The sequence below is a fragment of the Pseudomonas sp. PAMC 25886 genome, from assembly GCF_000242655.1.
In the GTDB taxonomy this organism is placed as follows: domain Bacteria; phylum Pseudomonadota; class Gammaproteobacteria; order Pseudomonadales; family Pseudomonadaceae; genus Aquipseudomonas.
In genome coordinates this window covers 86,492-112,470 of sequence record NZ_AHHC01000063.1, presented here as the reverse complement: position 1 = coordinate 112,470, position 25,979 = coordinate 86,492, and the positions used below count along the sequence as shown (strand labels likewise).

Below are 25,979 nucleotides of genomic sequence, written 5' to 3'. Positions count from 1 at the left end.
TCCCCTGTGGGAGCGGGCTTGCCCGCGATGGCGGCCTCGATAACACAAAATTCCAAGCCTTTGCGGAGCACACCCTGATGAACCCACCAAAGATTTCCTTCTACAACCTGGCCTGGCGCTGGCATTTCTACGCCGGGCTGTTTGTCGCGCCGTTCATGGTGCTGCTGGCCCTGACCGGCATCATCTACCTGTTCAAACCCCAGCTCGACCCGCTGATGTACGGCCACCTGCTGACCGTGCAAAGCGCCGAGCACGCATTGAGTGCGGACGAGCAACTGCAACGCGCCCAGGCCGCCTACCCACAAGGCAAGATCAGCAAATACCTGCCGCCTGCCGACGCCACCAGCAGTGCGCAATTCGTGATGCGCAACGACGGGCACGAAGTGACCGTATTCGTCGACCCGTATCGCGGCACCGTACTCGGTGAGCAAGACGCGAAGAACAATCTGCAAGCCATCGCCCGTGCGCTGCATGGCGAATTGATGATCGGCACCGTCGGCGATCGCCTGGTGGAACTCGCCGCCGGCTGGGGCGTGATGCTGGTGATTTCGGGGCTGTATCTGTGGTGGCCGCGAGGCACGTCGGCGGCGGGCATTCTGTGGCCCCGGCTGGGCAGTCGCGGCCGTTTGTTCTGGCGCGATTTGCACGCGGTCGCGGGCTTCTGGGGTGCGGCCTTTCTGCTGGTGATGCTGCTCAGCGGCATGACCTGGACCGGCTTCTGGGGCAAGCAATACGCCGAGCTGTGGAATAAATTTCCGGCGGCGATGTGGAACAACGTTCCCCAGTCCGACCAACAGGCCCGCAGCCTCAACACGGCGAGCCAACAGACCGTGCCCTGGGCCATGGAAAACACGCCGATGCCGATGTCCGGCGACCACGCCGAGCACATGAACCACGCCGGCATGAGCCACGGCCCCGCGGCCCCGGGCATCCGCCTGCAACAGGTGGTAGACCTCGCTCAGTCGCGCAAGGTCGAGCCCGGCTACAGCATCACCTTCCCCACCACCGCCGAAGGCGTATTCACTGTCGCGGTGTTCGCCAACGACCCGCGCAACGACGCCACCCTGCATGTGGATCAATACACCGGCAAGGTCCTCGCCGATGTGCGCTGGGAGCAGTACAACGGTGTGGCCCGCGCCACCGAAATGGGCGTGATGCTGCATGAAGGCAAGATGTTCGGGCCGGTCAACCAGATCATCGTGCTGCTGATTTGCCTGATGATCCTGCTCAGCGCCGTCAGCGGTGTGGTGATCTGGTGGAAGCGTCGTCCACAGGGCGGGCTGGGCGTTCCGCCGTTGCGTCACGACCTGCCGAAATGGAAAACCGCGATGGTGATCATGCTCGGGCTGGCGATTGTCTTTCCGCTGGTGGGCGCCTCGTTGATCGTGGTCTGGGCGTTGGACCGGCTAGTGCTTTCACGCGTGTTTGGCCAACGTGAATCTGCCTCAGGTTCAGCATGAAGCAGGCGAGATGCCCTGCTTAGAGGCGTTATGTAGTCTTGCGCGGGCTTTCGCCCACGCCATGCGAAGTGTTACATTATAACACTTAGTGTATTTCCCGACTCGCCGCGCCCTGCGGCGAGTACCGCCTCGAAGAAGCGATTTATCGTCCGATGAACAAGTACCTTGCGTCCGGCCTGTGCCTGCTCGCCCTGCAAAACAGCGCCCAGGCCCTGACTCTTCCCGCCAGTGCCGTCTCCGCGCCGGCGGTCGATGACGAGCGCGTCGACCTGAACACCCCGACCACCGCAGGTTCGCGCCTGAACCTTACAGCCCTGCAAACCCCTGGCAGCGTTGAAAGCCAGACCGGCGAGCAGATTCGCGCACGGGGCGATGCCACAGTGCAGGACGCTATTTCCCGCGCCACCGGCATCAGCCGCACCGGCACCCCGGGCGACGGCGGCACCTCATTGTCGGCGCGCGGTTTTACCGGCCAGAGTTCGGTGCTGCAACTGTACGACGGCGCCCGCATGTTCGATGGCGCGGGCACGTCTACCTTCCCGGTCGACACCTGGTCCGTGGAGCGTGTGGACGTGCTGCGCGGCCCGGCCTCGGTGATGTATGGCCAGGGCGCCACCGGGGCGGTGATCAACACGATCCCGAAGAAGCCCTTCGAAGGCGAGATCGAAAACCATATCCGCCTGGGCTACGGTTCTTATGATCGCCAGCAGCAAGCCCTGGACAGCGGCGGCTCGCTGACCGACACCCTGAGCTACCGCCTGAACATCAACCGCCTGCGCAGCAACGGTTTCATCGACCGTGGCGACTCCGGCAGCGACTTCGTCAGCGGAGCCCTGCGCTGGCAGGCGGCCGACAACCTGAGCTTCACCCTGGCCACTGACTACGGCGACCAGACCCCGCAAAACGACTACGGCACGCCATTGATCAACGGCCAGTTGCACAAGGGCCTGCGGGACAAGAACTACAACGTCAGCAACGATATCCAGCACTACAACGACCAGTGGACGCGCCTGACCAGCGAGTGGCAGATCAACGATAACGTCACGGCCACCAACGAACTGTCGTACCTGAAAAACCAGCGCCGCTGGCAGAACGCCGAGAGCTACAACGCTGTCGACGGCGGCCTGGTACGCCAGAGCTACCTGGGCATCAAGCACAATCAGGAACAGGTCGGCGACCGCCAGACCTTCACCTTCAAACACACCCTGTTCGGCCTCGACAGCCAGACCGTGACAGGTGTCGAGTACAACCGCATTCGCTTCCGCCTGGCCAGCAACTCGCCGTTCGATGACGTCACGAATGCCGGCCAGCCAGTGGACATCCTGCACCCGGTGCCGCAGCCGTTTGAAAGTGCCGACCCGTTCATTCCGCAGTCAGTGAGCACCACCAGGCAGCTGGCGGCCTTCGCCGAAAACCGCCTGCAACTGACCGACAAGCTGTCGCTGATCACCGGTGTGCGCCGCGATTACCTGCACATTGATCGTGAAGACCTGACACAGGACCACAACGACTCTAACAAGACCCTCACCGGCAACAACTGGAAAGCCGGCCTGGTCTACGCCATCACCCCGGACACCTCGGTGTACGGCCAGTACGCCACCAGCACCGACGGCGTCGGCAGCCTGATCACCCTGAGCCCGAGCCAGCAGAATTTCGGCCTGTCCACCGCCAAACAGACCGAGATCGGCCTCAAGCAAGCGTTCTGGGACTCGCGCGGCGAATGGACCCTGGCGGCCTACCACATCGTCAAAAAGAAACTGTTGGTCAGCATTCCCGGCACCGACTTGAAAGAACAAGTGGGCCAGCAATCCTCCAACGGCCTGGAAGCCAGCCTCGACCTGCAACTGCCAAACGCCTGGCAGTTGCAAGCCAACGCCGCCATCGTGCGGGCGCAGTACGACGACTTCTCCGAAGTGGTCAACGGCCAGGCCGTGTCCCGCGACGGCAACCGCCCCACCGACGTGCCGCGCCGCACCGCCAACCTGTGGCTGAGCAAAGCGGTGACCGACGACATCCGCGCGGGTGCCGGCGTGCGTTATGTCGACGCGCGTTTCGCCAACACCGCCAACACCAGCGAAGTGCCGAGCTACACCGTGGTGGACGCCACCGTGTCATGGAAAGCCATGCGCAACACGACATTGGGCCTGCAATTGAATAACCTGTTCGACCGCACCTACGCCGTCAGCCAATACAATGACGGCCAGCAATGGATTCTTGGCGAGCCCAGGTCGTTCTTTGTGACGGCGGACTACACCTTCTAATGAGAACGGCATGACCTCACTCAATCTCACCGACCTCGCCTGGACCCCACCAGGCCACGAGCACTGTCATCACCAGTTCCAACTGCGTGACGCCAGCCTGCACGTGAGCGCCGGTGAATTTGTCGGGCTGATCGGCCCCAACGGCAGCGGCAAGACCAGCCTGCTGCGTTGCGCCTATCGGTTCAGCAAACCGGCCGAGGGTGAGGTGCTGCTGGAACACCAGAACGTGTGGAAGCAATCTTCGAAGTGGTGCGCACAGCGTATCGCTGTGGTGCTCCAGGAGTTTCCCGACGCGTTCGGCCTGCGGGTGGATGAAGTGGTCGCCATGGGCCGCACACCTCACAAGGGCCTGTTCGACAGCGACACGGTTGAAGACCGCAACCTGATCCGCCAGGCCCTGGATAACGTCGGCCTGCTGGGCTTTGAAGACCACGCCTTCGCCACCCTCTCGGGCGGTGAAAAGCAGCGGGTGATCCTCGCCCGCGCCCTGGCCCAGCAACCGCAACTGCTGATCCTCGACGAACCGACCAACCACCTCGACCCGCGCTACCAGCTGCAACTGCTGCAACTGGTCAAGCGCCTGAACATCGGCACCCTCGCCAGCATCCACGACCTGAACCTGGCCGCCGCGTTCTGTGATCGCCTGTACGTGATCAACCACGGGCGCATCGTCGCCAGCGGCACGCCTCACGCAGTGCTGACCGCCGAACTGCTGCGCGAGGTGTTCGGCGTTGAAGCATTGATCGACACCCACCCCTTGTCCGGCTACCCCCGAATTACCTGGATAACCCAACCATGATCCTGCGCTCCCTGCTGTCTCTCGCTTTGCTGCTCGGCACTTCCCAGGCGTTCGCCGAAGCGACCCGTTACCCGCTGAAAATCCAGAGTTGCAACCGCGAAGTGAGCTTCGCCGAGGCGCCGAAACACGCGGTCAGCCACGACATCAACATGACCCAGATGATGCTCGCCCTGGGCCTCAAGTCGCACATGGCCGGCTACAGCGGGGTCACCGGCTGGAAGTCGGTGACCCCGGAAATGGCGCAGATCCTCGACGGGCTGCCGGAACTGGCGAGCAAATACCCGTCGGTGGAAACCCTGCTGAATGCCAACGTCGACTTCTTCTTCGCCGGCTGGGACTACGGCATGCGCGTCGGTGGCGACCTCACCCCGCAAACCCTGCAGCCGCTGGGCATCAACGTCTATGAGCTGACCGAGTCCTGCGCCTTCGTGATGAAGCGCCCGGCCGCCACCCTGGAAGACACCTACAACGACCTGCGCAACCTGGGCAAGATCTTCGACGTACAGGACCGCGCCAACGCACTGATCGCGCAGATGCAGGCGCAGGTCGCCGACGTGCAGAAAACCCTGCCTGCCGAAAAGCCTCGGGTATTCCTCTACGACAGCGGTGAAGACCGCGCCATGACCTCCGGCCGCCTGGGCATGCCCCAGGCGCTGATCGACGCCGCCGGTGGGCGCAACATTCTCGACGACGTGGACGCCAGCTGGACCCGCGTCAACTGGGAAACCGTGGTGGAGCGCAACCCGCAGGTCATCGTGATCGTCGACTACAGCGAAATCACCGCAGACCAAAAAGAGCAGTTCCTGCTGAACAACCCGGCCCTGCAATCGGTGGACGCGATCAAGAACCAGCGCTTTATCGTGATTCCCTACGTGCAGGCCACGCCGGGCATCGACAACGTGCTGGCGGTTGAAACCCTGGCCAAGGGGTTCCACGGCGAATGATCACCCGTCGCTACGCCCTGCTGCTGAGTGCCCTTGGCGCGTTGTTGCTGATCTCGTGCGTGGTCTCGCTGGGGTTCGGCTCGGCGCGGGTGCCGGTGGACGTGGTGTGGCGAATTTTGCTGCACAAAGCCTTCGGCCTTGGCGAGGTGGACTGGAGCGCAGGGCAGGAACACATCGTGTGGCTGATCCGCGTGCCGCGCATGTTGCTCGGGGCGTTGGTGGGCGCCGGGCTGGCGTTGATTGGTGCGGTGTTGCAGGCCGTCACACGCAACCCGCTGGCGGACCCGCACCTGCTGGGCGTGACCTCCGGCGCCACCCTGGGCGCGGTGATTGTGGTGCTGCATGTGGGCGAAGTGATCGGTTTGCTCACCCTGCCTATCGCGGCGTTTATCGGTGCCTTGTTGAGCATGATCGTGGTGCTGGCGGTGGCCAGTCGCAACGGTCGGCTGGAGAGCGACCGGTTGCTGCTGTGCGGTGTGGCGGTGTCGTTCGTGATGATGGCGGTGGCCAACCTGCTGCTGTTCATGGGTGACCATCGCGCGGCGTCGGCGGTGATGTTCTGGATGCTCGGCGGCCTCGGCCTGGCGCGCTGGGAGTTGCTGGCAATTCCCTTCGCCACGGTGTTGCTGGGGCTGGTGCTGCTGCTGGGCATGGCGCGTCCGTTGAACGCGCTGATGGCCGGTGAACAGACTGCCGTGACCCTGGGCCTGAACGCGCGCAACGTGCGGCTCAAGGTGTTTTTGATCGCCTCGCTGATGACTGGCGTGCTGGTGTCCATCAGCGGCTCCATCGGCTTTGTCGGGCTGATGGTGCCGCACATTGCCCGGCGTCTTGTGGGCGCCGAGCATCGCCGGCTATTGCCGGTGTGCGTGCTGTTGGGCAGCGTGTTCCTGGTGTGGGTCGATGTGGCCGCCCGCACGATGATCGCCCCCGAAGACCTGCCCATCGGCGTGGCCACGGCGGCCATCGGCGGGCTGTTTTTTATCGGCTTGATGCGCAAGCGTTAAACACCGGCGCAGCCTTCAAAGCTCATCTCGATCCCGCCCAAACTCCATGTCATCTTCGCCCGACCCTTGCAGCTCGTCGGCTTGCCACTCCTCACCCACCGCGCCACGGTGGGTCCAGAACGCGTCGGTGTCGAGCACGGAGAGGTTGCCGAACACCCTCAGGCGCCCGACCAACTCACTGGGAGACGGCGGCAAGCTGGGTTGCAGCAGCGCAATCTCCTGGGTCGAAAAGCTCGGGATGTATTTGAGCAACGCGCCTCCCCGGCATGTCAGATAGCAACTTTCACCCCCCGGCGAATTACGCTGCAGCACTGCTACATAGCGTCGCAAATCCTGAACGGCGACGAAATTGTCCAGCAGGCTCTGGTCGATTTCCGCTTTGCTTGATGTCGACGGGATGACTTTGTAGAACGCCTGCACTGCGGCGATCACGTACGGATGAAGCGAATGCGAGGGGGGCAGGTACAGCCCTGCGTGATCGCTCCAGAACAACAGGTCAAGGGTCGTGCGGTTCTCGTCGACTACATTCACGTCTTGCACCGGGTCGAGCGCGACATAGCCGGGTGTCAGGGGAGGCACCAGAACGGCGCCCAGATAGTCTTTTCCCGAGAAAGGTCCCACGCGATCCCGGGCAGACCGGGCCGCATCATCGGCATGGGTAAACAGCGGGCCGCAAAATGAATGGAGATGCGGATTGTCGCTGAAGCTGTGTGGTTTCCTCTCGGAATGCCATTGCGCGGAGACCGGTTCCTGGCGACCCCAAATCCGGCTCGTCAACCGGATATACAGGTCGCCCTTGGTGGCCAGGTCCAGAACGTAGTCCTGCACGCGCATGGAACCTTCGAGCAGCCGCGTACTGACGCTGTGTGCCTCATTGACCAAACCGTATACCGCATCCGTTGCCGTCAGCTGATAGCTGAGCAATGCACCGTCGGCACAGAGCAGATACAGCGGGGGCACACGCCCGTTGGCCGAGTTCTTGACGAAGTTCAGCGCATTGGCGATCTCCTGCGGCCCGAAGAAGCTGTAGACCATGTCATCACCAGGTTCGCTGATCGCCTCGTTGTGGGCGCACAAGTACAAACCCTCGATGCGGTACCCCTGGGGCAACTGGCCGCCGACAAACACTTGTGCAAGCCGGGCGTAACTGTCCCTCACCAGTGGCAAGGTGGCCATGTACAGCGGCTGCTTGATTGCCTTGAGTACGTAACCAAACGCCAGTTGGGCAGTCGGTTTGTACAGCAGTTGAACATGACGCACCGCATCGAAGGCACGGGTAAATATCGGGCTGCAGGGCGGGTCGGCCTGGGTTGCACGGATCAACAGCGGCGGCGTGGGAAAGATATTGGCAATGAACGCCTCCCTGACCGGACGTGCAGGCCCCCACAACACACTGCCCTCAATCACGCGCAAGCTGCCCGCCTTCGCGACCTGAGTCACAAAGTCCAACGGCCGCAGTGTGCCTTCACGAATCTGCTGTTCGACCTGGTTGTCTGCGTAGTCCCCCCGGACCAGGTTGCGCGCCGCCAGCCTGTTTTTGAGGGCCTCTTCAAGGGCGGAATTCGACAGCTGGTAACTGAGGATAGAACCGTGAAAACCCAAGACATATTCACGCTTGATGTGCGCCTCGCGGTGCAACAAGGTCGACAACACCGCCGTGGGGATCATGCCGGTGTAGATGGCTTTTTCGGTGGCTGACAACAGGATCGGCACCTCCTGCTCCACCAGCGATGAGTATCGCGCGACGATCGTACTGCCCGTCGGATAAAGGCCCTTGGTAACGATTTGCCCAGGGTAAATCCAGTCGATGGTGAAGCCCCGTGGAGGCACCGCCAACGGCTCGGTCGCCGCAAACAAACCATTGCGCAACCTGAGGACCACCCCGCCATAGATACGACGACGGCCCTCACCGACCAGCGCCGCGACATGGCGCACAGCATCATCGGGGCTGGCAAACGCCGGGCTCAAGCGCCGTCGCATGATGTTCTCGTAGCCCGACCAGGCACCACTCACCGCCCCCAATTTGTCCCAACATGGGCTGGTGCGCACCACATGAAGCTGCCCGCGTTGCGCCCAGGTCCTGACAAAGTCCAGTACCGGTGTCTGACCAGACGCCAGCAATGCCTCGCTCTCTTCAAATTCGGCGTCCACCGGCCCACCCCTGCCGATGGTAATGGGTGACGGTACGTACCGCAGCAGCGCGCCCTCAAGGTTGGAAAAGTACACCGGCAGGTTGCTGCCGTTGTTGTATTTGCGGCCCCTGCGCACCGAGTCGTAGAGCGCGACGTACAGCACATTCGGCCTCACGAAATAAGCCGTCAGCCAGTCGATTGCCGCGTTCAAGCCCGTAGGCTTCCATTGTTGCGAGCGAAACAGGCTGTGCAGCACAAAGCCATTGGGAAACCGGTAGTCACCGCCGCCGGTCGCGGCAAACAGACTATTGAGTTTGAACAGGGTGTTAACCCCATCAATACACACCACCTCAGTGGCAATGAACTGCTGCTTGTCCTGGTGTTTGAGCACAAACGCAAAACAGTCCTGTGACGCCAGGTTGCGCCCATGCACCCGCGCATGCAGATTTCGCGCAGCCAGATCGGCCGTGGTAAATACCGCCCCGTAAGTGGTGTAGTCGGGCGGGCCGAGTCGGCGGGCGTAGTTGAAATGTGGCAGCCAATTGCGCTGAACCTTCGCGCGTGGCCCCCATAAAGGATTGCCGTCGATCACTCTCAAATCGCCGCTTTCAGCCAGCCGGGCAACCCACTGGGCTGGCTTGACCGCGTCGATGGCGAACGGCTCAATTCTGGAGGTGCTGCCGGGTGTATAGGACAACAACACGTCTTGCCCGCCCGACAGATAAGCCGTTTGCTGCGATGCGATGACCGAGCGCGCTTCCTCGGGGGAAAACACCTGCAGATTGATCAACGCCTCTTCTCGCGACCAGCGACGCTGCTCGACCCAGGCAGGGTCTACCATCGACAGTGCTGGATGGGAGCCGTAACGCCCGTGCAACTCATAGTTCGGCGGAGGAATCAGCGGGCCCTGGGCATCCACCGGGAAAAACAGTGTGCCGTCAAACGGATTGGTCGGGCTTTCCACTGGCCGGGTGGCGATAAAACGCCCGTCGTCACCCTTGAGGATATAACCGCCGTAGTAACGGTCCCGACGATTACCGATCTGTTCATGGGCGTACACCGCCGCATCGGTGGCAGAGAGAAATGAGCCGTTCCAACTCATGGCGTGCAACGAGGTCAGCAACGCGGAGCGTGTATCCACCGGCCCCACATCGCGCCACAGTGCGCCTGGCTGCACCACTGACAACTCGGTGACGGCAATTACTCGACGCACATAGTCCCTCGGGCTCAGGGTACCGTCCGCCAGCGCCGCCTGGGCGCCATTGTCGTCGAGTACGCCGTCAGGGCTCTGGTTGACCAGATCGCCCGCCGCACTGGCATGTGGCACCTTGATCTTGAGCAGTGCGCCATCTGCGACCTGCGCGTAAAGCCCCAGCCCAAGGCCCGGCTCCTGATTGATCCGGGTCGCACGCGCCTGGTTGATGGCAGACATCATCTGCGCCGGGGTCACAAAGGTGGAATACAACCAGCCTTCCCTGGCACTGACTTCGGTTTCCGAAGGGGAGGCACGAACGTAGATGGCCTCAATGCCATGGTTGGCGGGTAACGCCCACTCGTTGTCGGCCTTCTTCGGAAAAACCCCAGTGGGTGAGAACAACGGCTGGCTCTGTGCGCTGGGAAAGGTCGCGACGTAGCGCTCCTCACCTGCCTGCTTGAGGACAAAACCAAATGAGTTAACCGCCGATTCAACCTGTGCGGCCTTCACCGCGTCTTCAGCACGGGTGAATATCGAGGTGCAGAGCGGTGGCGTCAGCGCCTTGGAGGTGAAGGGCTCGAACACCACCCAGTCCGCCGGTACTTTGCCTGCGTCGCCGCCCCACAAGGCGGTCGGCACGATCAGGCTGAGTTCGCCCAGCGTAGAGATTTTTTTCACCAGTTGATCGAATGAGCCGTATACCCCGACGGGATTACCCGGTCTTTTTCCGCTCCGGATCCACAGGGCGAAGCGGTGCTCTTGATACGAACCGCTGGGCGCGTAGCGAATCAGCGAGCCATCGGGGCCGGAGAGATACGCGGCCGGGAAGAACTCCCTATCATCAACGTCATGAGTAAAATCCGAGCCCGAGAAAAACCCCAGGAAAGCTTTCACCATCCGTGCATCAAATGAAGGATTCCGCGCCTGGATGAGGGCATGTTGCGCCGGGTGCGAATGGTAGCTGGCCACACAGGTGTAGCCCTTGGGCTGCTGGTAGTAACCTTCGGCGCTGAGCGCCAGGACCTTGAGCAAATCGAACTGCATGTCGGCGCCGGGCAGCGGTTCGGTGGCAAAGTACTTACCCGTCGCATCCCGCAGGATCACACCGCCGTACTCGCGCTCCCGGCGCGTGCCGATTTGCAGGTGAGCCCAGTAAGCCGCGTCCTCTTCCTTTAAAAATGCCGGACTCACTGGAGGCAGGCGTGTGACGCCCCGGTTTGAAGCGGCCGCACGTTGTTGCCGCGATAGTCTGATAGCCATGAAAAACTCCTTGTCAGGCGGATGTGTCTTTTCAGTTGGCTAGCATTCTCGCCACACCCGCCTGTGCCCAAGCGGTAGGTAATTAGCGTGCAGCACCGTTAGGGTGCGCCGCCGTGCACGACCGCCGCCCAACGCTTCGACTTGGTGCGCCGCCCCACAAAGTGGCGCCCGAAACCCTCATAAACAGGCGATCTCCCCCCTCGGCACAGCCTTTGCAAAAGCCTGTGCAACGCCCTCATAACAACATTGAGTTCCTGGAGATCGCACAATGAAGCGTCGCAGCTTGATCAAGGCTTTCACACTGTCCGCATCCATCGCCGCGATGGGCATGACCTGGACCGTACAGGCCGCCGAGACCATCAAGGTCGGCATCCTGCACTCGCTGTCCGGGACCATGGCGATCTCCGAGACCTCGCTGAAAGACATGGCGCTGATGACCATCGACGAAATCAACGCCAAGGGTGGTGTGAACGGCAAGATGCTCGAACCGGTAGTAGTCGACCCCGCGTCGAACTGGCCGCTGTTCGCTGAAAAAGGCCGGCAGTTGCTGACCCAGGACAAGGTCGCCGTGGTGTTCGGTTGCTGGACCTCGGTGTCGCGCAAATCGGTACTGCCGGTGTTCGAAGAGCTCAACGGCTTGCTGTTCTACCCGGTGCAATACGAAGGCGAAGAGATGTCGCCCAACGTGTTCTATACCGGTGCGGCGCCAAACCAGCAGGCGATCCCGGCGGTGGAATACCTGATGAGCGAAGAAGGCGGCGGCGCCAAGCGTTTCTTCCTGCTGGGCACCGACTACGTGTACCCGCGCACCACCAACAAGATTTTGCGTTCGTTCCTGCACTCCAAAGGCGTAGCGGATAAAGACATCGAAGAGGTCTACACCCCGTTCGGCCACAGCGATTACCAGACCATCGTGGCCAACATCAAAAAATTCTCGGCCGGCGGCAAGACCGCGGTGATCTCCACCGTGAACGGCGACTCCAACGTACCGTTCTATAAAGAACTGGCCAACCAGGGCCTGAAAGCCACCGACGTGCCGGTCGTCGCCTTCTCCGTGGGCGAAGAAGAACTGCGCGGCATCGACACCAAGCCATTGGTGGGCAACCTCGCGGCCTGGAACTACTTCCAGTCGGTGGAGAACCCGGTGAACAAGAAATTCGTGGCCGACTGGAAAGCCTACGCCAAGGCCCACAACTTGCCGGGCGCGGACAAAGCCGTGACCAACGACCCGATGGAAGCCACCTACGTGGGCATCCATATGTGGGCGCAGGCGGTGGAGAAAGCCAAGTCCACCGACGTCGACAAAGTGCGTGAAGCCATGGCCGGGCAGACCTTTGCCGCGCCGTCCGGTTTCACCCTGACCATGGACAAGACCAACCACCACCTGCACAAGCCGGTGATGATCGGTGAGATCCAGTCCGACGGGCAGTTCTCGGTGGTGTGGCAGACCCAGGAGCCGATCCGTGCCCAGCCGTGGAGCCCGTACATTCCGGGGAATGACAAGAAGCCGGATTACGCCGTCAAGAGCAACTGAACCAAGGGGTGTCGGCACCTGAGAGCTGACACAAACCCTGTGGGAGCTGGCTTGCCTGCGATGCGGACACCTCGGTATGTCTGATGCACCGCTATCGCAGGCAAGCCAGCTCCCACATTTGTTCGAGCAAGGCCCAAGAATATGCCCACTGCCCTCCACCGCTTCATCCTCGCCGTCCTGCTGTTGCTGCCCTTCGCCGCACACGCCAGCGACGCCGAAGACTTCCTCGCCGCCAACCCGATGCAACAAGCCAAGCTGCTCCAGGACTGGGCCGCCCAGCCCGACCCGGCACGCATCGAGCTGGTGGACGCCCTGCAACAAGGCCAGATCACCGTCAACGGTGAAGCCAAAACCGTACGCCTGAACAACCGCCTGCGCGGCCTCATCGACAACGTACAAGCGAGCCAGGCACTGCTCGCCGCCGACCCCAAGGTGCGCCTCGCCGCCGCGCAAACCCTGCAAAAAAGCGCTACACCTGCGCAGCTGAAATTCCTCGACCAGCAACTCGCCGGCGAAACCAACGACGACGTGCACGTGGCCCTGAGCCTCGCCCTGGCCAACCTGCAATTGGTGGACGCCGACCCGGCCGTGCGCCTCGCCGCTGTGCGCTTGCTCGGCGGTACCGGCGACCCGCTGGCCCGTACCCGCCTGGAAGCCTTGCTCGCCCCCGGTGTCGAAGCCGACGCCGCCGTGCACACCGCCGCCGAAACCAGCCTGGCCCAGGTCAAGCGCAAGCTGATGGTGGGCGAGATCCTCGGCCAGGCCTTCAGCGGCATGTCCCTGGGTTCGATCCTGCTGCTGGCCGCGCTCGGCCTGGCGATCACGTTCGGCCTGCTCGGGGTGATCAACATGGCCCACGGCGAAATGCTGATGCTCGGCGCCTACTCCACCTACGTGGTGCAGTTGCTGATGCAGCGCTACGTGCCCCAAGCCATCGAGTTCTACCCGCTGATCGCGCTGCCGGTGGCGTTTTTTGTCACCGCCGCCATCGGCATGGCCCTGGAGCGCACGGTGATTCGTCACCTCTACGGTCGCCCTCTGGAAACCCTGCTCGCCACCTGGGGCATCAGCCTGATGCTGATCCAGCTGGTGCGCCTGGTGTTCGGTGCGCAGAACGTTGAAGTGGCCAACCCGGAGTGGCTCTCCGGCGGGATTCAGGTGTTGCCCAACCTGGTGCTGCCGTACAACCGCATCGTGATCATCGCCTTCGCGCTGTTCGTGGTGGTGCTGACCTGGCTGCTGCTGAACAAGACACGCCTGGGCCTGAACGTACGGGCCGTGACCCAGAACCGGAACATGGCGGCCTGCTGCGGCGTGCCCACCGGGCGCGTGGACATGCTCGCCTTTGGCCTCGGCTCCGGCATCGCAGGCTTGGGCGGCGTAGCCCTGAGCCAGATCGGCAACGTCGGCCCGGACCTCGGCCAGAGCTACATCATCGACTCGTTCCTGGTGGTGGTGCTCGGCGGTGTCGGCCAACTAGCTGGCAGCGTCATGGCCGCCTTCGGCTTAGGTATCGCCAACAAGATTCTCGAACCGCAGATCGGTGCCGTGCTCGGCAAGATCCTGATCCTCGCGCTGATCATTCTGTTTATCCAGAAACGCCCGCAAGGACTCTTCGCACTGAAAGGACGGGTGATCGACTGATGAACCAGCCATTGATGCTCACAGCCGCGCAAAAGGCCGGCCCCAAGTTGACCGTCGCGGTCGGCGCAGTGGTGCTGAGCCTGCTGCTGGCGTTGCCATTGTTCTCGCTGCTGTCACCGGAAAATCCGCTGCACGTTTCCGCCTACACCCTGACGCTGGTGGGCAAGATTCTGTGCTACGCCATCGTCGCCCTCGCGCTGGATTTGGTGTGGGGTTATGCCGGGATGTTGTCCCTCGGCCATGGCCTGTTCTTTGCGCTGGGCGGCTATGCGATGGGCATGTACCTGATGCGCCAGGCCTCCGGTGATGAACTGCCGGCGTTCATGACGTTTTTGTCGTGGACCGAGCTGCCGTGGTACTGGACCGGCACCAGCCACTTCCTCTGGGCCATGTGCCTGGTGGTGTTGGCGCCGGGATTGCTGGCGCTGGTGTTTGGCTTCTTCGCCTTTCGCTCGCGGATCAAGGGCGTGTATTTCTCGATCATGACCCAGGCCCTGACGTTTGCCGGGATGCTGTTGTTCTTCCGCAACGAGACCGGGTTTGGCGGCAATAACGGCTTTACCAATTTCCGCAGCATCCTCGGGTTTGGCATCACCGAACCGGGCACCCGGGCGGCGTTGTTTGTGGCCACCGTGGCGCTGTTGGTGGCGAGCCTGTACATCGGCTGGCGCCTGGCCCAGAGCAAGTTCGGCCGGGTGCTGACCGCGCTGCGGGATGCGGAAAACCGCCTGATGTTCTGCGGTTACGACCCACGCGGCTTCAAGCTGTTTGTGTGGGTGTTGAGCGCGGTGTTGTGCGGTTTGGCGGGGGCGTTGTATGTGCCGCAAGTGGGCATCATCAACCCCAGCGAGATGTCGCCAACCAACTCCATCGAAGCCGCTGTGTGGGTGGCCCTCGGTGGTCGCGGAACATTGATCGGCCCGTTGCTGGGCGCCGGTGTGGTCAACGGCATGAAGAGCTGGTTCACCGTGGCCTTTCCTGAGTACTGGCTGTTCTTCCTCGGGGCGCTGTTCATCATCGTCACCCTGTATTTGCCCAAGGGCGTGATCGGCCTGCTGAAGAAAAGGGGCGACCAATGAGAATCACAGCGACGGCCGAATTCATGCTCGAACCCATCCTCGAACCGAACAAAGACCAGGGCAGTGCCCGCGATGCCATCGGCCTCGGCCAGGCGGCAGGCAAAGGCCTGAACACCCGCCACGGCACGATCCTGACCCTGGAAGACATCAGCGTCAGCTTCGACGGCTTCAAGGCGTTGAACGACCTGAACCTGTACATCGGTGTCGGCGAATTGCGCTGCATCATCGGCCCCAACGGCGCGGGCAAGACCACGCTGATGGACGTGATCACCGGCAAGACCCGGCCCAGCCACGGCAAGGCCTGGTTCGGCGAAACCCTTGACCTGACCAGCATGAGCGAAGTGCAGATCGCCCAGGCCGGCATCGGGCGCAAGTTCCAGAAACCCACGGTGTTCGAAGCCCTCAGCGTGTTCGAAAACCTCGAACTGGCGCAGAAGACCGACAAGTCCGTATGGGCCAGCCTGCGGGCGCGCCTGAGCGGTGAACAGAAAGACCGCATCAGCGAAGTGCTCGACACCATCCGCCTCACCGCTTCGGTCAATCGCCCCGCCGGCTTGCTGTCCCACGGCCAGAAGCAGTTCCTGGAAATCGGCATGCTGCTGATGCAAGACCCGCAACTGTTGCTGCTGGACGAACCGGTGGCGGGCATGACCGACGCCGAAACCGAATTCACCGCCGAGCTGTTCAAGCGCCTGGCAGGCAAGCATTCGCTGATGGTGGTGGAGCACGACATGGGGTTTGTCGGTTCGATTGCCGACCACGTGACCGTGTTGCACCAGGGCAGCGTGCTGGCGGAAGGGTCGCTGGAACAGGTGCAGGAAAATGAGCGGGTGATCGAGGTTTACCTCGGTCGCTGATGCTTTATGTGGGAGCTGGCTTGCCTGCGATGGCATCGACACGGTGCAACTGATACACCGAGTCGCCTGCATCGCAGGCAAGCCAGCTCCCACAAGGAATTGAGGAGGTTTTGAACATGCTGCAAGTCGACAAGCTGCACCAGTACTACGGCGGTAGCCACATCCTGCGCGGGCTTTCCTTTGAGGTGAAAGTCGGCGAAGTCACCTGCCTGCTGGGCCGCAACGGCGTGGGCAAGACCACCTTGCTCAAGTGCCTGATGGGTTTGCTGCCCGCCAAGGAAGGTGCGGTGAACTGGGAAGGCAAGGCCATTACCGGTTTCAAACCGCACCAGCGCGTACACGCCGGGATCGCCTATGTGCCTCAGGGCCGGGAGATTTTTGGCCGGCTGACGGTGGAAGAAAACCTGCTGATGGGCCTGTCCCGTTTCCCCGGCGCCGAGGCCAGGGAAGTGCCGGCGTTCATCTACGAGCTGTTCCCGGTGCTGCTGCAAATGAAGCAGCGCCGTGGCGGTGATTTGTCCGGTGGCCAACAACAGCAGCTGGCGATCGGCCGGGCCCTGGCCAGCCGCCCGCGCCTGTTGATCCTCGACGAGCCCACCGAAGGCATCCAGCCGTCGGTGATCAAGGAGATCGGCGCGGTGATCAAAAAACTCGCGGCACGCGGTGACATGGCAATTCTGCTGGTGGAGCAGTTCTACGATTTTGCTGCTGAACTGGCCGACCAGTACCTGGTGATGTCCCGGGGCGAAATCGTCCAGCAGGGGCGTGGAGAAAATATGGAAAGCGAGGGTGTGCGCGGGCTCGTTACGATCTAATCTGTAGCGTCCTAACGATAAGCACTGACCATGACCCTACCAGCCCCCACCGCGCTGTTCACCCCCAGCTGGCACGCCGAGCTGGAACTCGGCTACGCGCGTTTCGGCGACACCACACGCCCGGTGATGCGCCGCCACCTCGGCCCGCTGCGGGTGCAAAAGCACCTGTACGCCGAGGGCCCCGAGGTGTGCCAGCACATCATCGTGCACCCGCCGGGCGGGATTGCCGGCGGTGATCGCCTCGATATCACAGCGCATGTGGCCGAAGGTGCCTGGGCGCAATTGACCAGCCCCGGCGCGGCCAAGTGGTACCGCGCCGGCGGCCCGGCCTACCAGAAGCTGGAGCTGACGGTTGAGGCCGGCGCCACCCTGGAATGGCTGCCGCAGGAGACCATCGTGTTCAGCGCGGCCCAGGCCGAACTCACCACCCGCATCGACCTGCAAGGCGATGCCCGGCTGTTTTACTGGGACGTGGTCGCCCTCGGGCGCCCTGCCAGCGGCGAGCGTTTCGACCTTGGGCACTTCCAGTCGCACCTGGATATCCGCCGCGACGGCCAGTTGATTTGGCATGAACGCCAGCGCATTGTGGGCGCCGACGGTTTGCTCGAATCGCCCATCGGGCTGGACGGGCAACCGGTGTTCGCGACCTTGCTGGTGACCGGTGAAATCGACAGTGAATTACTCGAACACTGCCGCTCGCTGCCCCACGCGGTGCGCGGCGACCTGACCCAACTGCCCGGCCTGCTGGTGGCCCGCTGCCTGGCCAGTGAAGCGCTGCTGGCCCGCGGCTGGCTGATCGCGCTGTGGCGCCTGCTGCGCCCGGCCGTGCTGGGCCGAGAAGCGGTATCACCGAGAATCTGGAGCACATGAAGATCAAACGTTGACCCTGTTCCCTGTGGGAGCCGGGCTTGCCCGCGATGGCATCACCTCGGTGCATCAGCCCTACCGAGTCGCCAGCATCGCAGGCAAGCCAGCTCCCACAGAAAGCAGCTTTCACATTGGATCTCCGGTGTTTTTTACGAATGTATTTCATAGTGGACCTTGAACGATGGACCTGACCCCACGGGAAAAAGACAAACTGCTGATCTTCACCGCCGGCCTGGTGGCCGAGCGGCGGTTGGCGCGCGGTGTGAAGCTCAACTACCCGGAAACCATCGCCTACATCTCTGCCGCGCTGATGGAAGGCGCCCGTGATGGCCGCACCGTCGCCGAGCTGATGCACTTCGGCACCACCCTGCTCACCCGCGAACAGGTGATGGAAGGCATTCCGGAAATGATCCCCGACATCCAGGTGGAAGCGACCTTTCCCGACGGCACCAAGCTGGTCACCGTCCACCAACCCATCGCCTGAGGCCTGCCATGTCCTTTTTGATACGTGATGCGGTGCATGCCGATTTGCCGGCCATTCGCGATATCTACAACGACGCCGTGCTGAACACCACGGCGATCTGGAACGAACAACCCGTGGACCTGGGCAACCGCCAGGCCTGGTTCAGCGCCCGTCAGTCGCAGTTCTACCCCATCCTGGTGTCCGTCGAAGACGAGCAGGTCACAGGCTATGCCTCGTTCGGCGACTGGCGGCCCTTTGAGGGCTTTCGCCACACCGTCGAACATTCGGTGTACGTGCGCAGCGACCAACGCGGCAAAGGCCTCGGCCCCCATCTGATGACCGCGCTGGTGGAGCGGGCGAAAGCCTGCAACAAACACGTGATGGTCGCCGCCATCGAGAGCGGCAACCAGGCCTCGATCCGCCTGCATGAGCGCCTGGGTTTTGTCACCACCGGGCAGATGCCCCAGGTCGGCACCAAGTTCGGTCGCTGGCTGGACCTGACCTTCATGCAACTGACACTCAACCCTGGCGCCGAACCGCCCAAGGAGTGACACCGATGAACGCCCAACTGCGTCGAGTCAATGCCGAGAGTTTTGCCCATTACCGCCAGGGTTTGGTTGAGCTGCTGCTGGACGCCGTAAAGCACGGCGCTTCGGTAGGCTTCATGGCCGACTTCGACGAAACCCAGGCCCGCAGCTACCTCAGCGGCGTGCAGGCGAGTATCGAAGACGGCAGCCTGCTGCTGTGGGTGGTGGTGCGCGATGAAGTCGTGGTGGCCAGTGTGCAATTGGCGCTGTGCCTGAAAGCCAACGGCCTGAACCGTGCCGAAGTGCAAAAGCTGCTGGTGCACAGCGAGGCCCGGCGCCGGGGTCTCGGCCAACAGCTGATGGCCGCCCTGGAGCTGAGCGCCCGCCAGTACAAACGCGGGCTGTTGTACCTGGACACCGAAGCCGGCTCTGGCGCCGAAGCCTTCTACCAGTCGCTGCGCTATACCAAGATCGGTGAACTGCCCAACTACTGCCAAAGCCCGGACGGGCGCTACACCCCGACCGCCATCTACTTCAAGACCCTGGGACAACCTGCATGATTCCTGGCGAATTTCAGATCCAGCCTGGCGACATCGAACTCAACGTGGGCCGGCGCACCGCCACCCTGAGCGTCGCCAACAGCGGCGACCGGCCGATTCAGGTCGGCTCCCATTACCATTTTTTCGAAACCAACGACGCGCTGACGTTCGACCGCGCCGCCAGCCGTGGCATGCGCCTGAACATCCCGGCGGGCACGGCCGTGCGCTTTGAGCCGGGGCAGAGTCGCGACGTGGAACTGGTGGAATTGAGCGGCAAGCGCCGGGTGTTCGGGTTTGCCGGACGCATCATGGGCGACCTGTAGTTTTTCTGGTGTCTGCTCGGGCCTCATCGCAGGCAAGCCAGCTCCCACAGGGGAATGCGTTCCAAATGTGGGAGCGGGCTTGCCCGCGATAGAGAGCGAAGCGAACGATTTCAAACTTTCCTGAATCTCAAGGCATGCACATGAAGATTTCCAGACAAGCCTACGCCGACATGTACGGCCCCACCGTCGGTGACAAGGTCCGCCTGGCCGACACCGAGCTGTTCGTCGAAGTCGAGCAGGACTTCACCGTCTACGGCGAAGAAGTGAAATTCGGCGGCGGCAAGGTGATCCGCGACGGCCAGGGCCAGAGCCAACTGCTCGCCCATGAGGTGGTCGACACCCTGATCACCAACGCGCTGATCATCGATCACTGGGGCATTGTGAAGGCCGACGTCGGCCTGAAAAACGGCCGCATCGCCGCCATCGGCAAAGCCGGCAACCCGGACATCCAGCCCGGCGTGACCATCTGCGTCGGCGCCAGCACCGAAGTGATTGCCGGTGAGGGCATGATCCTCACCGCCGGCGGCATCGACACCCACATCCACTTCATTTGCCCACAGCAAATCGAAGAGGCGCTGACCAGCGGTGTCACCACCATGATCGGCGGCGGCACGGGACCGGCCACCGGCACCAACGCCACCACCTGCACCTCCGGCCCGTGGCATCTGGCACGCATGCTCCAGGCCTCCGACTCGTTCCCGATGAACATCGGCTTCACTGGCAAAGGCAACGCCAGCCTGCCGGAGCCGCTGATCGAACAGGTCAAGGCCGGCGCCATTGGCCTCAAGCTGCACGAAGACTGGGGCACCACGCCGGCAAGCATCGACAACTGCCTGAGCGTCGCCGACGAGTACGACGTGCAGGTGGCGATCCACAGTGACACCCTCAACGAATCCGGCTTCGTCGAAACCACCCTCGCCGCGTTCAAGGGCCGCACCATCCACACCTACCACACCGAAGGTGCCGGTGGCGGTCATGCGCCGGACATCATCAAGGCCTGTGGTTTCCCCAACGTGCTGCCCAGCTCCACCAACCCGACCCGGCCGTTTACCCGCAACACCATCGACGAACACCTGGACATGTTGATGGTCTGCCATCACCTGGACCCGAGTATTGCCGAAGACGTGGCCTTCGCCGAAAGCCGCATCCGTCGCGAGACGATTGCCGCCGAAGACATCCTGCACGACCTCGGCGCGTTCTCGATGATCAGCTCCGACAGCCAGGCCATGGGCCGGGTCGGTGAAGTGATCACGCGCACCTGGCAGACCGCCGACAAGATGAAAAAGCAGCGCGGCCCATTGCCGGGTGACGGCGAAGGCAACGACAACTTCCGCGCCAAGCGCTACATCGCCAAGTACACCATCAACCCGGCGATCACCCACGGCATCAGCCATGAAGTGGGCTCCATCGAAGTGGGCAAGTGGGCCGACCTGGTGCTGTGGCGCCCGGCATTCTTTGGCATCAAGCCGAGCCTGATCCTCAAGGGCGGCGCGATTGCCTCAAGCCTGATGGGCGACGCCAACGCCTCGATCCCGACGCCGCAGCCGGTGCATTACCGCCCGATGTTCGCCAGCTTCGGCAGTTCGTTGCACGCCACCAGCCTGACCTTTATCAGCCAGGCGGCCTTGGCGGCGGGCTTGCCCGAACAGTTGGGGTTGAAGAAGCAGATTGCGGTGGTCAAGGGGTGCCGGACGGTGCAGAAAACCGACCTGATCCACAACGATTACCTGCCCGACATCGAAGTCGACCCGCAGACCTATCAGGTGAAAGCCGACGGTGTGTTGCTGTGGTGCGAACCGGCGGATGTGCTGCCGATGGCCCAGCGTTATTTCCTGTTCTAGACAGCCGAAAAGGCCTGGGTCGTTGAACACCCAGGCCTTGATCTTCAGAGCGGATGCTCAGCCAACAGTTGTCGACTTAACCTCTCGATCAATCCCGCCTCCTCAATCTGCAACTGCCCCTCCAGGTCATCGGATTGTTGCGTGTAGGCCTCCTGCGTCAACGCTCCGGACTCAAAGCGCTGATGCAGGCTGGCCTGGGTGTACGCCTTCAAGGTCGTGCGTTGTTGAAGCGTCAGTGCCTGGAACCAGAGCAGGTGCTCCAAGTCGTTCAACTTGAGTTGCATGCGCCGTTGCGCTGACGCCTTGATGAGCCATTCGGGGAGGCTGTTGTTTATAAAATCCCCATGGATACTGCTGCTTCCTGGCTGTGCTGAGACCTTGGCGGGGAGGTCAGCTGCTTGAGGGTCTGGCATACACAAATACCTTGGAATCGGAGAGGGGCGATTACCTTAATCAGCCCGGCTCCAAGGTCGGATGTAACTATGTAGAGCAGCCGTTATTCGACGACCAGACGCCCCAGCCGCTGCTTGAGCATCTGGTTCTCGGCACGCAGTTGCTGCACTTCTTCCAGCAGGTCCAGCGCCAGGGCGACGCCTTCCCATTCCAGCTCCAGGTCTTTTTGCAGCGCCGACGCACGCTTGGCCAGGGCCAGTTCGTAATCGGTAAACCGCCAGGACTCAGGGCTTTGCCCCGCCGGTTCAAGAATGCCGTGCTCGACGATTTCGATCACGTAGGCCACCGACAGGTCGGTGGCCTCACAAAATTCTGCCATGTTCACTTGAACCACACGGGGACTGCTCATTGTTAGCTACTCCATGTTTCTCTCGGATCGAAAGCGGCCTTTTCAGCCAATGCCTGCCACAACGCCTTGACCTCGTCGTCGGTGTTTTTCGGCATCACCGCCTTGAGTTGCACAAACAGGTAACCGCGCTGCCCGGCCTTGTTCAATAGCCCGTGGCCCTTGGCGCGCATGCGCTGGCCGTTCTGGCTGCCGGCCGGCACCTTGAGGTTGATCTTGCCGGTGAGGGTCGGCACGGCTACCTCAGTACCCAGCGCCAGCTCCCACGGGGCCAGCGGTAGGGTGATGATCAGGTTCTCGCCTTCCACGTCAAACTTGGGGTGTGGCGCAAACTTGATGATCAAGTACAGATCACCGTTGGCACCGCCGCCAATCCCCGGCGCGCCCTGGCCCTTGAGCCGGATGCGTTCACCGTCGGCCACACCGGCCGGGATCTTCACGTTCAGGCTCTTGGTGGTGTTGCTGACGTGCTGGCCGGCGGCGTTGTACTGCGGCACCTGGAAGGTGACCGGCTTGGACTCGTTGGACAGGGTCTCTTCGAGGAAGACCGGCAGTTCCATTTCCACATCTTGCCCTCGACGCCCGGCACTACGGCCCTGGGCGCCACCAAAACCATTGCCGCGCGAACCGAAGATCGAGCTGAAGAAGTCCGAGAAGTCACCAGTGTCCTGGCCACCGCCGCCGTAGCCGCCACGGCTCTGCCAGCCTGGCGGGCCCTGGAATGGCTGGCCGTGCTGGCCGTATTTGCGCAAATCGTCGTATTCAGCGCGCTTGTCGGCGCTTTTCAGCGCTTCATAGGCTTCGGACGCGTCCTTGAACTTGGCTTCGGCGTCCTTTTCCTTGCTCACGTCCGGGTGATATTTGCGCGCCAGCTTGCGATAGGCGGCCTTGATCGTCTTGTCGTCGGCAGTCGGCTCGACGCCGAGAATCTTGTAATAGTCTTTGAAGTCCATCGGGAGTATCACCGTCCGTTATCGATATCGCACTGCCAGCGTCACAGCATGCGCCTGTTTGCGGCGTCTGGATTGACCGATCTCAATCTTGTGACCCGGGGGTGCGTCAGAAGTTTATCGGCGCTGCGGGCAGAAACTTGCAGCCACCAACCGTATGGGGAGGATTTGGGGGCAAAGGCCGGGCTTTCAAGGTAACAAGTGTGTTGTATTTAGCGGATAGTCGGCCTACGCATCTGCACGCGGGTGGCATACACTGCGCGGCCGTTTTTCAACCGGAACCCGATTGACATGAAAAACCCATCCCCAGCCCGTGCCTGCGGTATCGACTTCGGCACGTCCAACTCCACCGTCGGCTGGATTCGTCCCGGCATGGAAACGCTTATCGCGCTGGAGGACGACAAGATCACGCTGCCGTCGGTGGTGTTCTTCAACTTCGAAGAGCGTCGCCCGGTGTACGGTCGCCTGGCCCTGCACGAGTACCTGGAAAACTACGAAGGCCGGCTGATGCGCTCGCTCAAGAGCCTGCTGGGTTCCAAATTGATCAAGCACGACACCAGCGTACTGGGCACGGCCATGCCGTTCACCGACCTGCTGGCGCTGTTTATCGGCCAACTCAAGAGCCGCGCCGAGACCACCGCCGGCCGTGAGTTCGACGAAGTCGTGCTGGGCCGCCCGGTGTTCTTCGTGGATGACGACCCGATGGCCGACCAGGAAGCCGAAAACACCCTGGTGGGCGTGGCCCGCAAGATCGGCTTCAAGGACATCTCGTTCCAGTACGAACCGATCGCCGCAGCCTTCGACTATGAGTCCACCATCGAGAAAGAAGAACTGGTGCTGATCGTCGACATCGGCGGTGGTACGTCCGACTTCTCCCTGGTGCGCCTGTCGCCCGAGCGTCGCCAGATCGACAACCGCCACGACGACATCCTCGCCACCGGCGGCGTGCACATCGGCGGTACCGACTTTGACAAGCAACTCTCGCTGGCCGGCATGATGCCGCTGTTCGGCTACGGCAGCCGCATGAAGAGCGGCGCCTACATGCCCACCAGCCACCACATGAACCTGGCGACATGGCACACCATCAACTCGGTGTACTCGCAGAAATCCAAGCTGGCGCTGGGCAGCATGCGCTACGACATCGAGGACACCGGCGGCATCGACCGCCTGTTCAACCTGATCGAACAGCGCGCCGGGCACTGGCTGGCGATGGAAGTGGAAGAAACCAAGATCCAGCTGACGCAGCAGGACAGCCGCCATGTGCTGCTGGACCGGGTGGAGCCGGGGCTGAGCGTGGAGTTGAGCCGGGCGCTGTTCGAATCGGCCATCGACGGCTTGCTGGAGCGCGTGCGCAACAGCGTGACCCAGTTGCTCAACGACGCCTCGGTGGACGTGGCCCAGGTGGACACGGTGTTCTTTACCGGGGGTTCCAGCGGGATCCCGGCACTGCGCCACAGCATCTCGGCGATGCTGCCGAATGCGCAGCATGTGGAAGGGAATATCTTTGGCAGTATCGGCAGTGGTCTGGCGATTGAGGCCAGCAAGCGCTACGGCTACTGAGTGACAAACCCCACTCCTTTTGCTGAAGGAGCTTGTTGTGGCGAGGGGACAAGCCCCCTCGCCACAACAGCCCTCCCGCCAAAGTGCCGGTGCTGGCTGTTAAACCATCCCCGCCAGCTTCAACTCGCTCTTCAAGTACGCATAATAAATCGGCCCCGCCACCACCCCCGGCAGGCCGAAAGCGGCTTCGAACACCAGCATCGCCAACAACAATTCCCACGACTTGGCACTGATCTGCCCACCGACGATGCGCGCGTTGAGGAAGTACTCGACCTTGTGGATGACGATCAGGTAACCCAACGCCGCCACCGCTACCCAGATCGACAGCGACAAGGCCACGATGGTGATCAGGGTGTTGGACATCAGGTTGCCGATCACCGGCAACAGGCCCAGCAGGAACGTCAGCACGATCAGGGTCTTGGTCAACGGCAGGTGGATCCCGCACAGCGGCAGCACCACGGCGAGGAAGATCGCGGTGAAGGCGGTGTTCAGTGCGGCGATCTTGATCTGGGCGAAGACGATGTTGCGAAAGGCCTGAACCAGCAAGTGCAGGCGATCAAACAGCGCGGCGGCCAGGGGTTTGCGCTTGGTGAGGTCTGGCACGCGTTGCAGGGCGATGATCGCACCCAGCACCATGCCGATCAGCAAGGTCACGAACATGTGCGCGGCGTCTTTGCCCACCAGCTGCAATTCGCTGAGGTGTTTGCTCAGCCATTCGCCGATGGCCACGCGGAACTCGGCGGCGCTGGCCGGCAGGTAGGCGTCGAGAAACGGCGGCAACTGGCCGCGCGCACGGTCAACCACGCCCATGAATTTATCGAGGGAAGCCCCCGGGTTTTCCGCTTCGTGCAACAGGAAGCTGATGGCCCCGGCAAAGATCAGGGTCAGGATGCTGACGATCAAGGTCCCCAGCAACGCCACCGCCAACCAGCGCGCACGCCGGCCTTCGATCAACCGCTGCAACTGCGGGGTGAGCATGTTGACCAGCTCATACACCAGCAATCCGGCCAGCAGGCTCGGCAGCAACTTCAACGGCAAAACCAGCAGCAGCCCGCCAAAAATAAGCACGCAACTGACCAACAACAACACGTGACGCTGAGAAAACGTTGGCATACAGCCTCAA

22 protein-coding genes are annotated in these 25,979 nt (G+C 62.2%); 17 read left to right on the top strand and 5 right to left on the bottom strand.

Features of this window, described 5'->3' with window-relative positions:
* Positions 1 to 77: 77 nt before the first annotated feature.
* From MUM_RS0121605 to MUM_RS0121585, 5 genes are all read left to right on the top strand, one after another.
* On the top strand, positions 78 to 1,460 hold the full coding sequence (locus tag MUM_RS0121605; RefSeq protein WP_010173981.1) for a PepSY-associated TM helix domain-containing protein: 1,383 nt from the start codon (positions 78 to 80) through the stop codon (positions 1,458 to 1,460).
* Between the two features lie 152 nt (positions 1,461 to 1,612).
* The gene (locus tag MUM_RS0121600; RefSeq protein WP_010173979.1) at positions 1,613 to 3,721 is read left to right on the top strand and encodes a TonB-dependent receptor; all 2,109 of its coding nucleotides are present in this window, start codon (positions 1,613 to 1,615) and stop codon (positions 3,719 to 3,721) included.
* A gap of 10 nt (positions 3,722 to 3,731) precedes the next feature.
* Positions 3,732 to 4,520: an ABC transporter ATP-binding protein gene (locus MUM_RS0121595; protein ID WP_010173977.1), complete on the top strand. Its 789-nt coding sequence runs from the start codon at positions 3,732 to 3,734 to the stop codon at positions 4,518 to 4,520.
* On the top strand, positions 4,517 to 5,464 hold the full coding sequence (locus tag MUM_RS0121590; RefSeq protein WP_010173975.1) for an ABC transporter substrate-binding protein: 948 nt from the start codon (positions 4,517 to 4,519) through the stop codon (positions 5,462 to 5,464). The genes MUM_RS0121595 and MUM_RS0121590 overlap by 4 nt, the downstream gene beginning before the upstream one ends.
* Positions 5,461 to 6,471, top strand: a complete 1,011-nt coding sequence (locus MUM_RS0121585; RefSeq protein WP_010173972.1) for a FecCD family ABC transporter permease — start codon at positions 5,461 to 5,463, stop codon at positions 6,469 to 6,471. Before MUM_RS0121590 ends, MUM_RS0121585 begins: the two co-directional genes overlap by 4 nt.
* A 15-nt stretch (positions 6,472 to 6,486) precedes the next feature.
* On the opposite strand, the gene MUM_RS0121580 is transcribed toward MUM_RS0121585, so the two are convergent.
* Positions 6,487 to 11,058 carry a DUF4329 domain-containing protein gene (locus MUM_RS0121580; protein WP_029616040.1) on the bottom strand — a complete coding sequence of 1,524 codons (4,572 nt, stop codon included), beginning with the start codon at positions 11,056 to 11,058 and terminating at the stop codon, positions 6,487 to 6,489.
* A gap of 268 nt (positions 11,059 to 11,326) precedes the next feature.
* Here MUM_RS0121580 and urtA point away from each other — a divergent pair, with 268 nt between their 5' ends.
* From urtA to ureC, 11 genes are all read left to right on the top strand, one after another.
* Positions 11,327 to 12,592 (top strand): urea ABC transporter substrate-binding protein, encoded by a 1,266-nt coding sequence (gene urtA / locus MUM_RS0121575; protein WP_003217372.1) that lies wholly within the window; start codon positions 11,327 to 11,329, stop codon positions 12,590 to 12,592.
* Positions 12,593 to 12,733: 141 nt separating this feature from the next.
* Positions 12,734 to 14,236, top strand: a complete 1,503-nt coding sequence (urtB, locus tag MUM_RS0121570; RefSeq protein ID WP_010173967.1) for an urea ABC transporter permease subunit UrtB — start codon at positions 12,734 to 12,736, stop codon at positions 14,234 to 14,236.
* Positions 14,236 to 15,315, top strand: coding sequence for an urea ABC transporter permease subunit UrtC (gene urtC / locus MUM_RS0121565; protein ID WP_010173965.1), 1,080 nt, complete (start codon positions 14,236 to 14,238; stop codon positions 15,313 to 15,315). The genes urtB and urtC overlap by 1 nt, the downstream gene beginning before the upstream one ends.
* Positions 15,312 to 16,172: an urea ABC transporter ATP-binding protein UrtD gene (gene urtD, locus MUM_RS0121560; protein ID WP_003217378.1), complete on the top strand. Its 861-nt coding sequence runs from the start codon at positions 15,312 to 15,314 to the stop codon at positions 16,170 to 16,172. Before urtC ends, urtD begins: the two co-directional genes overlap by 4 nt.
* A gap of 116 nt (positions 16,173 to 16,288) precedes the next feature.
* Entirely contained in the window at positions 16,289 to 16,987 is a 699-nt protein-coding gene (gene urtE, locus MUM_RS0121555) for an urea ABC transporter ATP-binding subunit UrtE (RefSeq protein WP_010173963.1), read from the top strand.
* 30 nt (positions 16,988 to 17,017) lie between these two features.
* Positions 17,018 to 17,857 (top strand): urease accessory protein UreD, encoded by an 840-nt coding sequence (locus tag MUM_RS0121550; protein WP_010173961.1) that lies wholly within the window; start codon positions 17,018 to 17,020, stop codon positions 17,855 to 17,857.
* A gap of 178 nt (positions 17,858 to 18,035) precedes the next feature.
* Positions 18,036 to 18,338, top strand: a complete 303-nt coding sequence (gene ureA / locus MUM_RS0121545) for an urease subunit gamma (RefSeq protein ID WP_003217383.1) — start codon at positions 18,036 to 18,038, stop codon at positions 18,336 to 18,338.
* Positions 18,339 to 18,346: 8 nt separating this feature from the next.
* Positions 18,347 to 18,868 (top strand): GNAT family N-acetyltransferase, encoded by a 522-nt coding sequence (locus tag MUM_RS0121540; RefSeq protein WP_010173958.1) that lies wholly within the window; start codon positions 18,347 to 18,349, stop codon positions 18,866 to 18,868.
* Between the two features lie 5 nt (positions 18,869 to 18,873).
* Positions 18,874 to 19,404, top strand: a complete 531-nt coding sequence (locus MUM_RS0121535; protein ID WP_010173956.1) for a GNAT family N-acetyltransferase — start codon at positions 18,874 to 18,876, stop codon at positions 19,402 to 19,404.
* Positions 19,401 to 19,706 (top strand): urease subunit beta, encoded by a 306-nt coding sequence (locus MUM_RS0121530; protein ID WP_010173954.1) that lies wholly within the window; start codon positions 19,401 to 19,403, stop codon positions 19,704 to 19,706. Before MUM_RS0121535 ends, MUM_RS0121530 begins: the two co-directional genes overlap by 4 nt.
* Positions 19,707 to 19,846: 140 nt before the next feature.
* Positions 19,847 to 21,547 carry an urease subunit alpha gene (gene ureC, locus MUM_RS0121525; protein ID WP_029616039.1) on the top strand — a complete coding sequence of 567 codons (1,701 nt, stop codon included), beginning with the start codon at positions 19,847 to 19,849 and terminating at the stop codon, positions 21,545 to 21,547.
* Between the two features lie 44 nt (positions 21,548 to 21,591).
* Here the strand turns inward: ureC and MUM_RS0121520 are convergent, their stop codons facing one another.
* The 3 genes from MUM_RS0121520 to MUM_RS0121510 all read right to left on the bottom strand — a co-directional run bounded on the left by MUM_RS0121520 (position 21,592) and on the right by MUM_RS0121510 (position 23,299).
* Positions 21,592 to 21,960 (bottom strand): hypothetical protein, encoded by a 369-nt coding sequence (locus MUM_RS0121520; RefSeq protein WP_010173952.1) that lies wholly within the window; start codon positions 21,958 to 21,960, stop codon positions 21,592 to 21,594.
* Between the two features lie 83 nt (positions 21,961 to 22,043).
* On the bottom strand, positions 22,044 to 22,349 hold the full coding sequence (locus MUM_RS0121515) for a chaperone modulator CbpM (RefSeq protein ID WP_010173951.1): 306 nt from the start codon (positions 22,347 to 22,349) through the stop codon (positions 22,044 to 22,046).
* Between the two features lie 2 nt (positions 22,350 to 22,351).
* Entirely contained in the window at positions 22,352 to 23,299 is a 948-nt protein-coding gene (locus MUM_RS0121510) for a DnaJ C-terminal domain-containing protein (RefSeq protein WP_010173950.1), read from the bottom strand.
* Between the two features lie 288 nt (positions 23,300 to 23,587).
* Here MUM_RS0121510 and MUM_RS0121505 point away from each other — a divergent pair, with 288 nt between their 5' ends.
* Entirely contained in the window at positions 23,588 to 24,856 is a 1,269-nt protein-coding gene (locus tag MUM_RS0121505; protein WP_010173949.1) for an Hsp70 family protein, read from the top strand.
* 99 nt (positions 24,857 to 24,955) lie between these two features.
* On the opposite strand, the gene MUM_RS0121500 is transcribed toward MUM_RS0121505, so the two are convergent.
* A complete protein-coding gene (locus MUM_RS0121500; RefSeq protein ID WP_003217402.1) occupies positions 24,956 to 25,969 on the bottom strand; it encodes an AI-2E family transporter in 1,014 nt (337 codons plus the stop codon).
* Positions 25,970 to 25,979 lie beyond the last annotated feature (10 nt).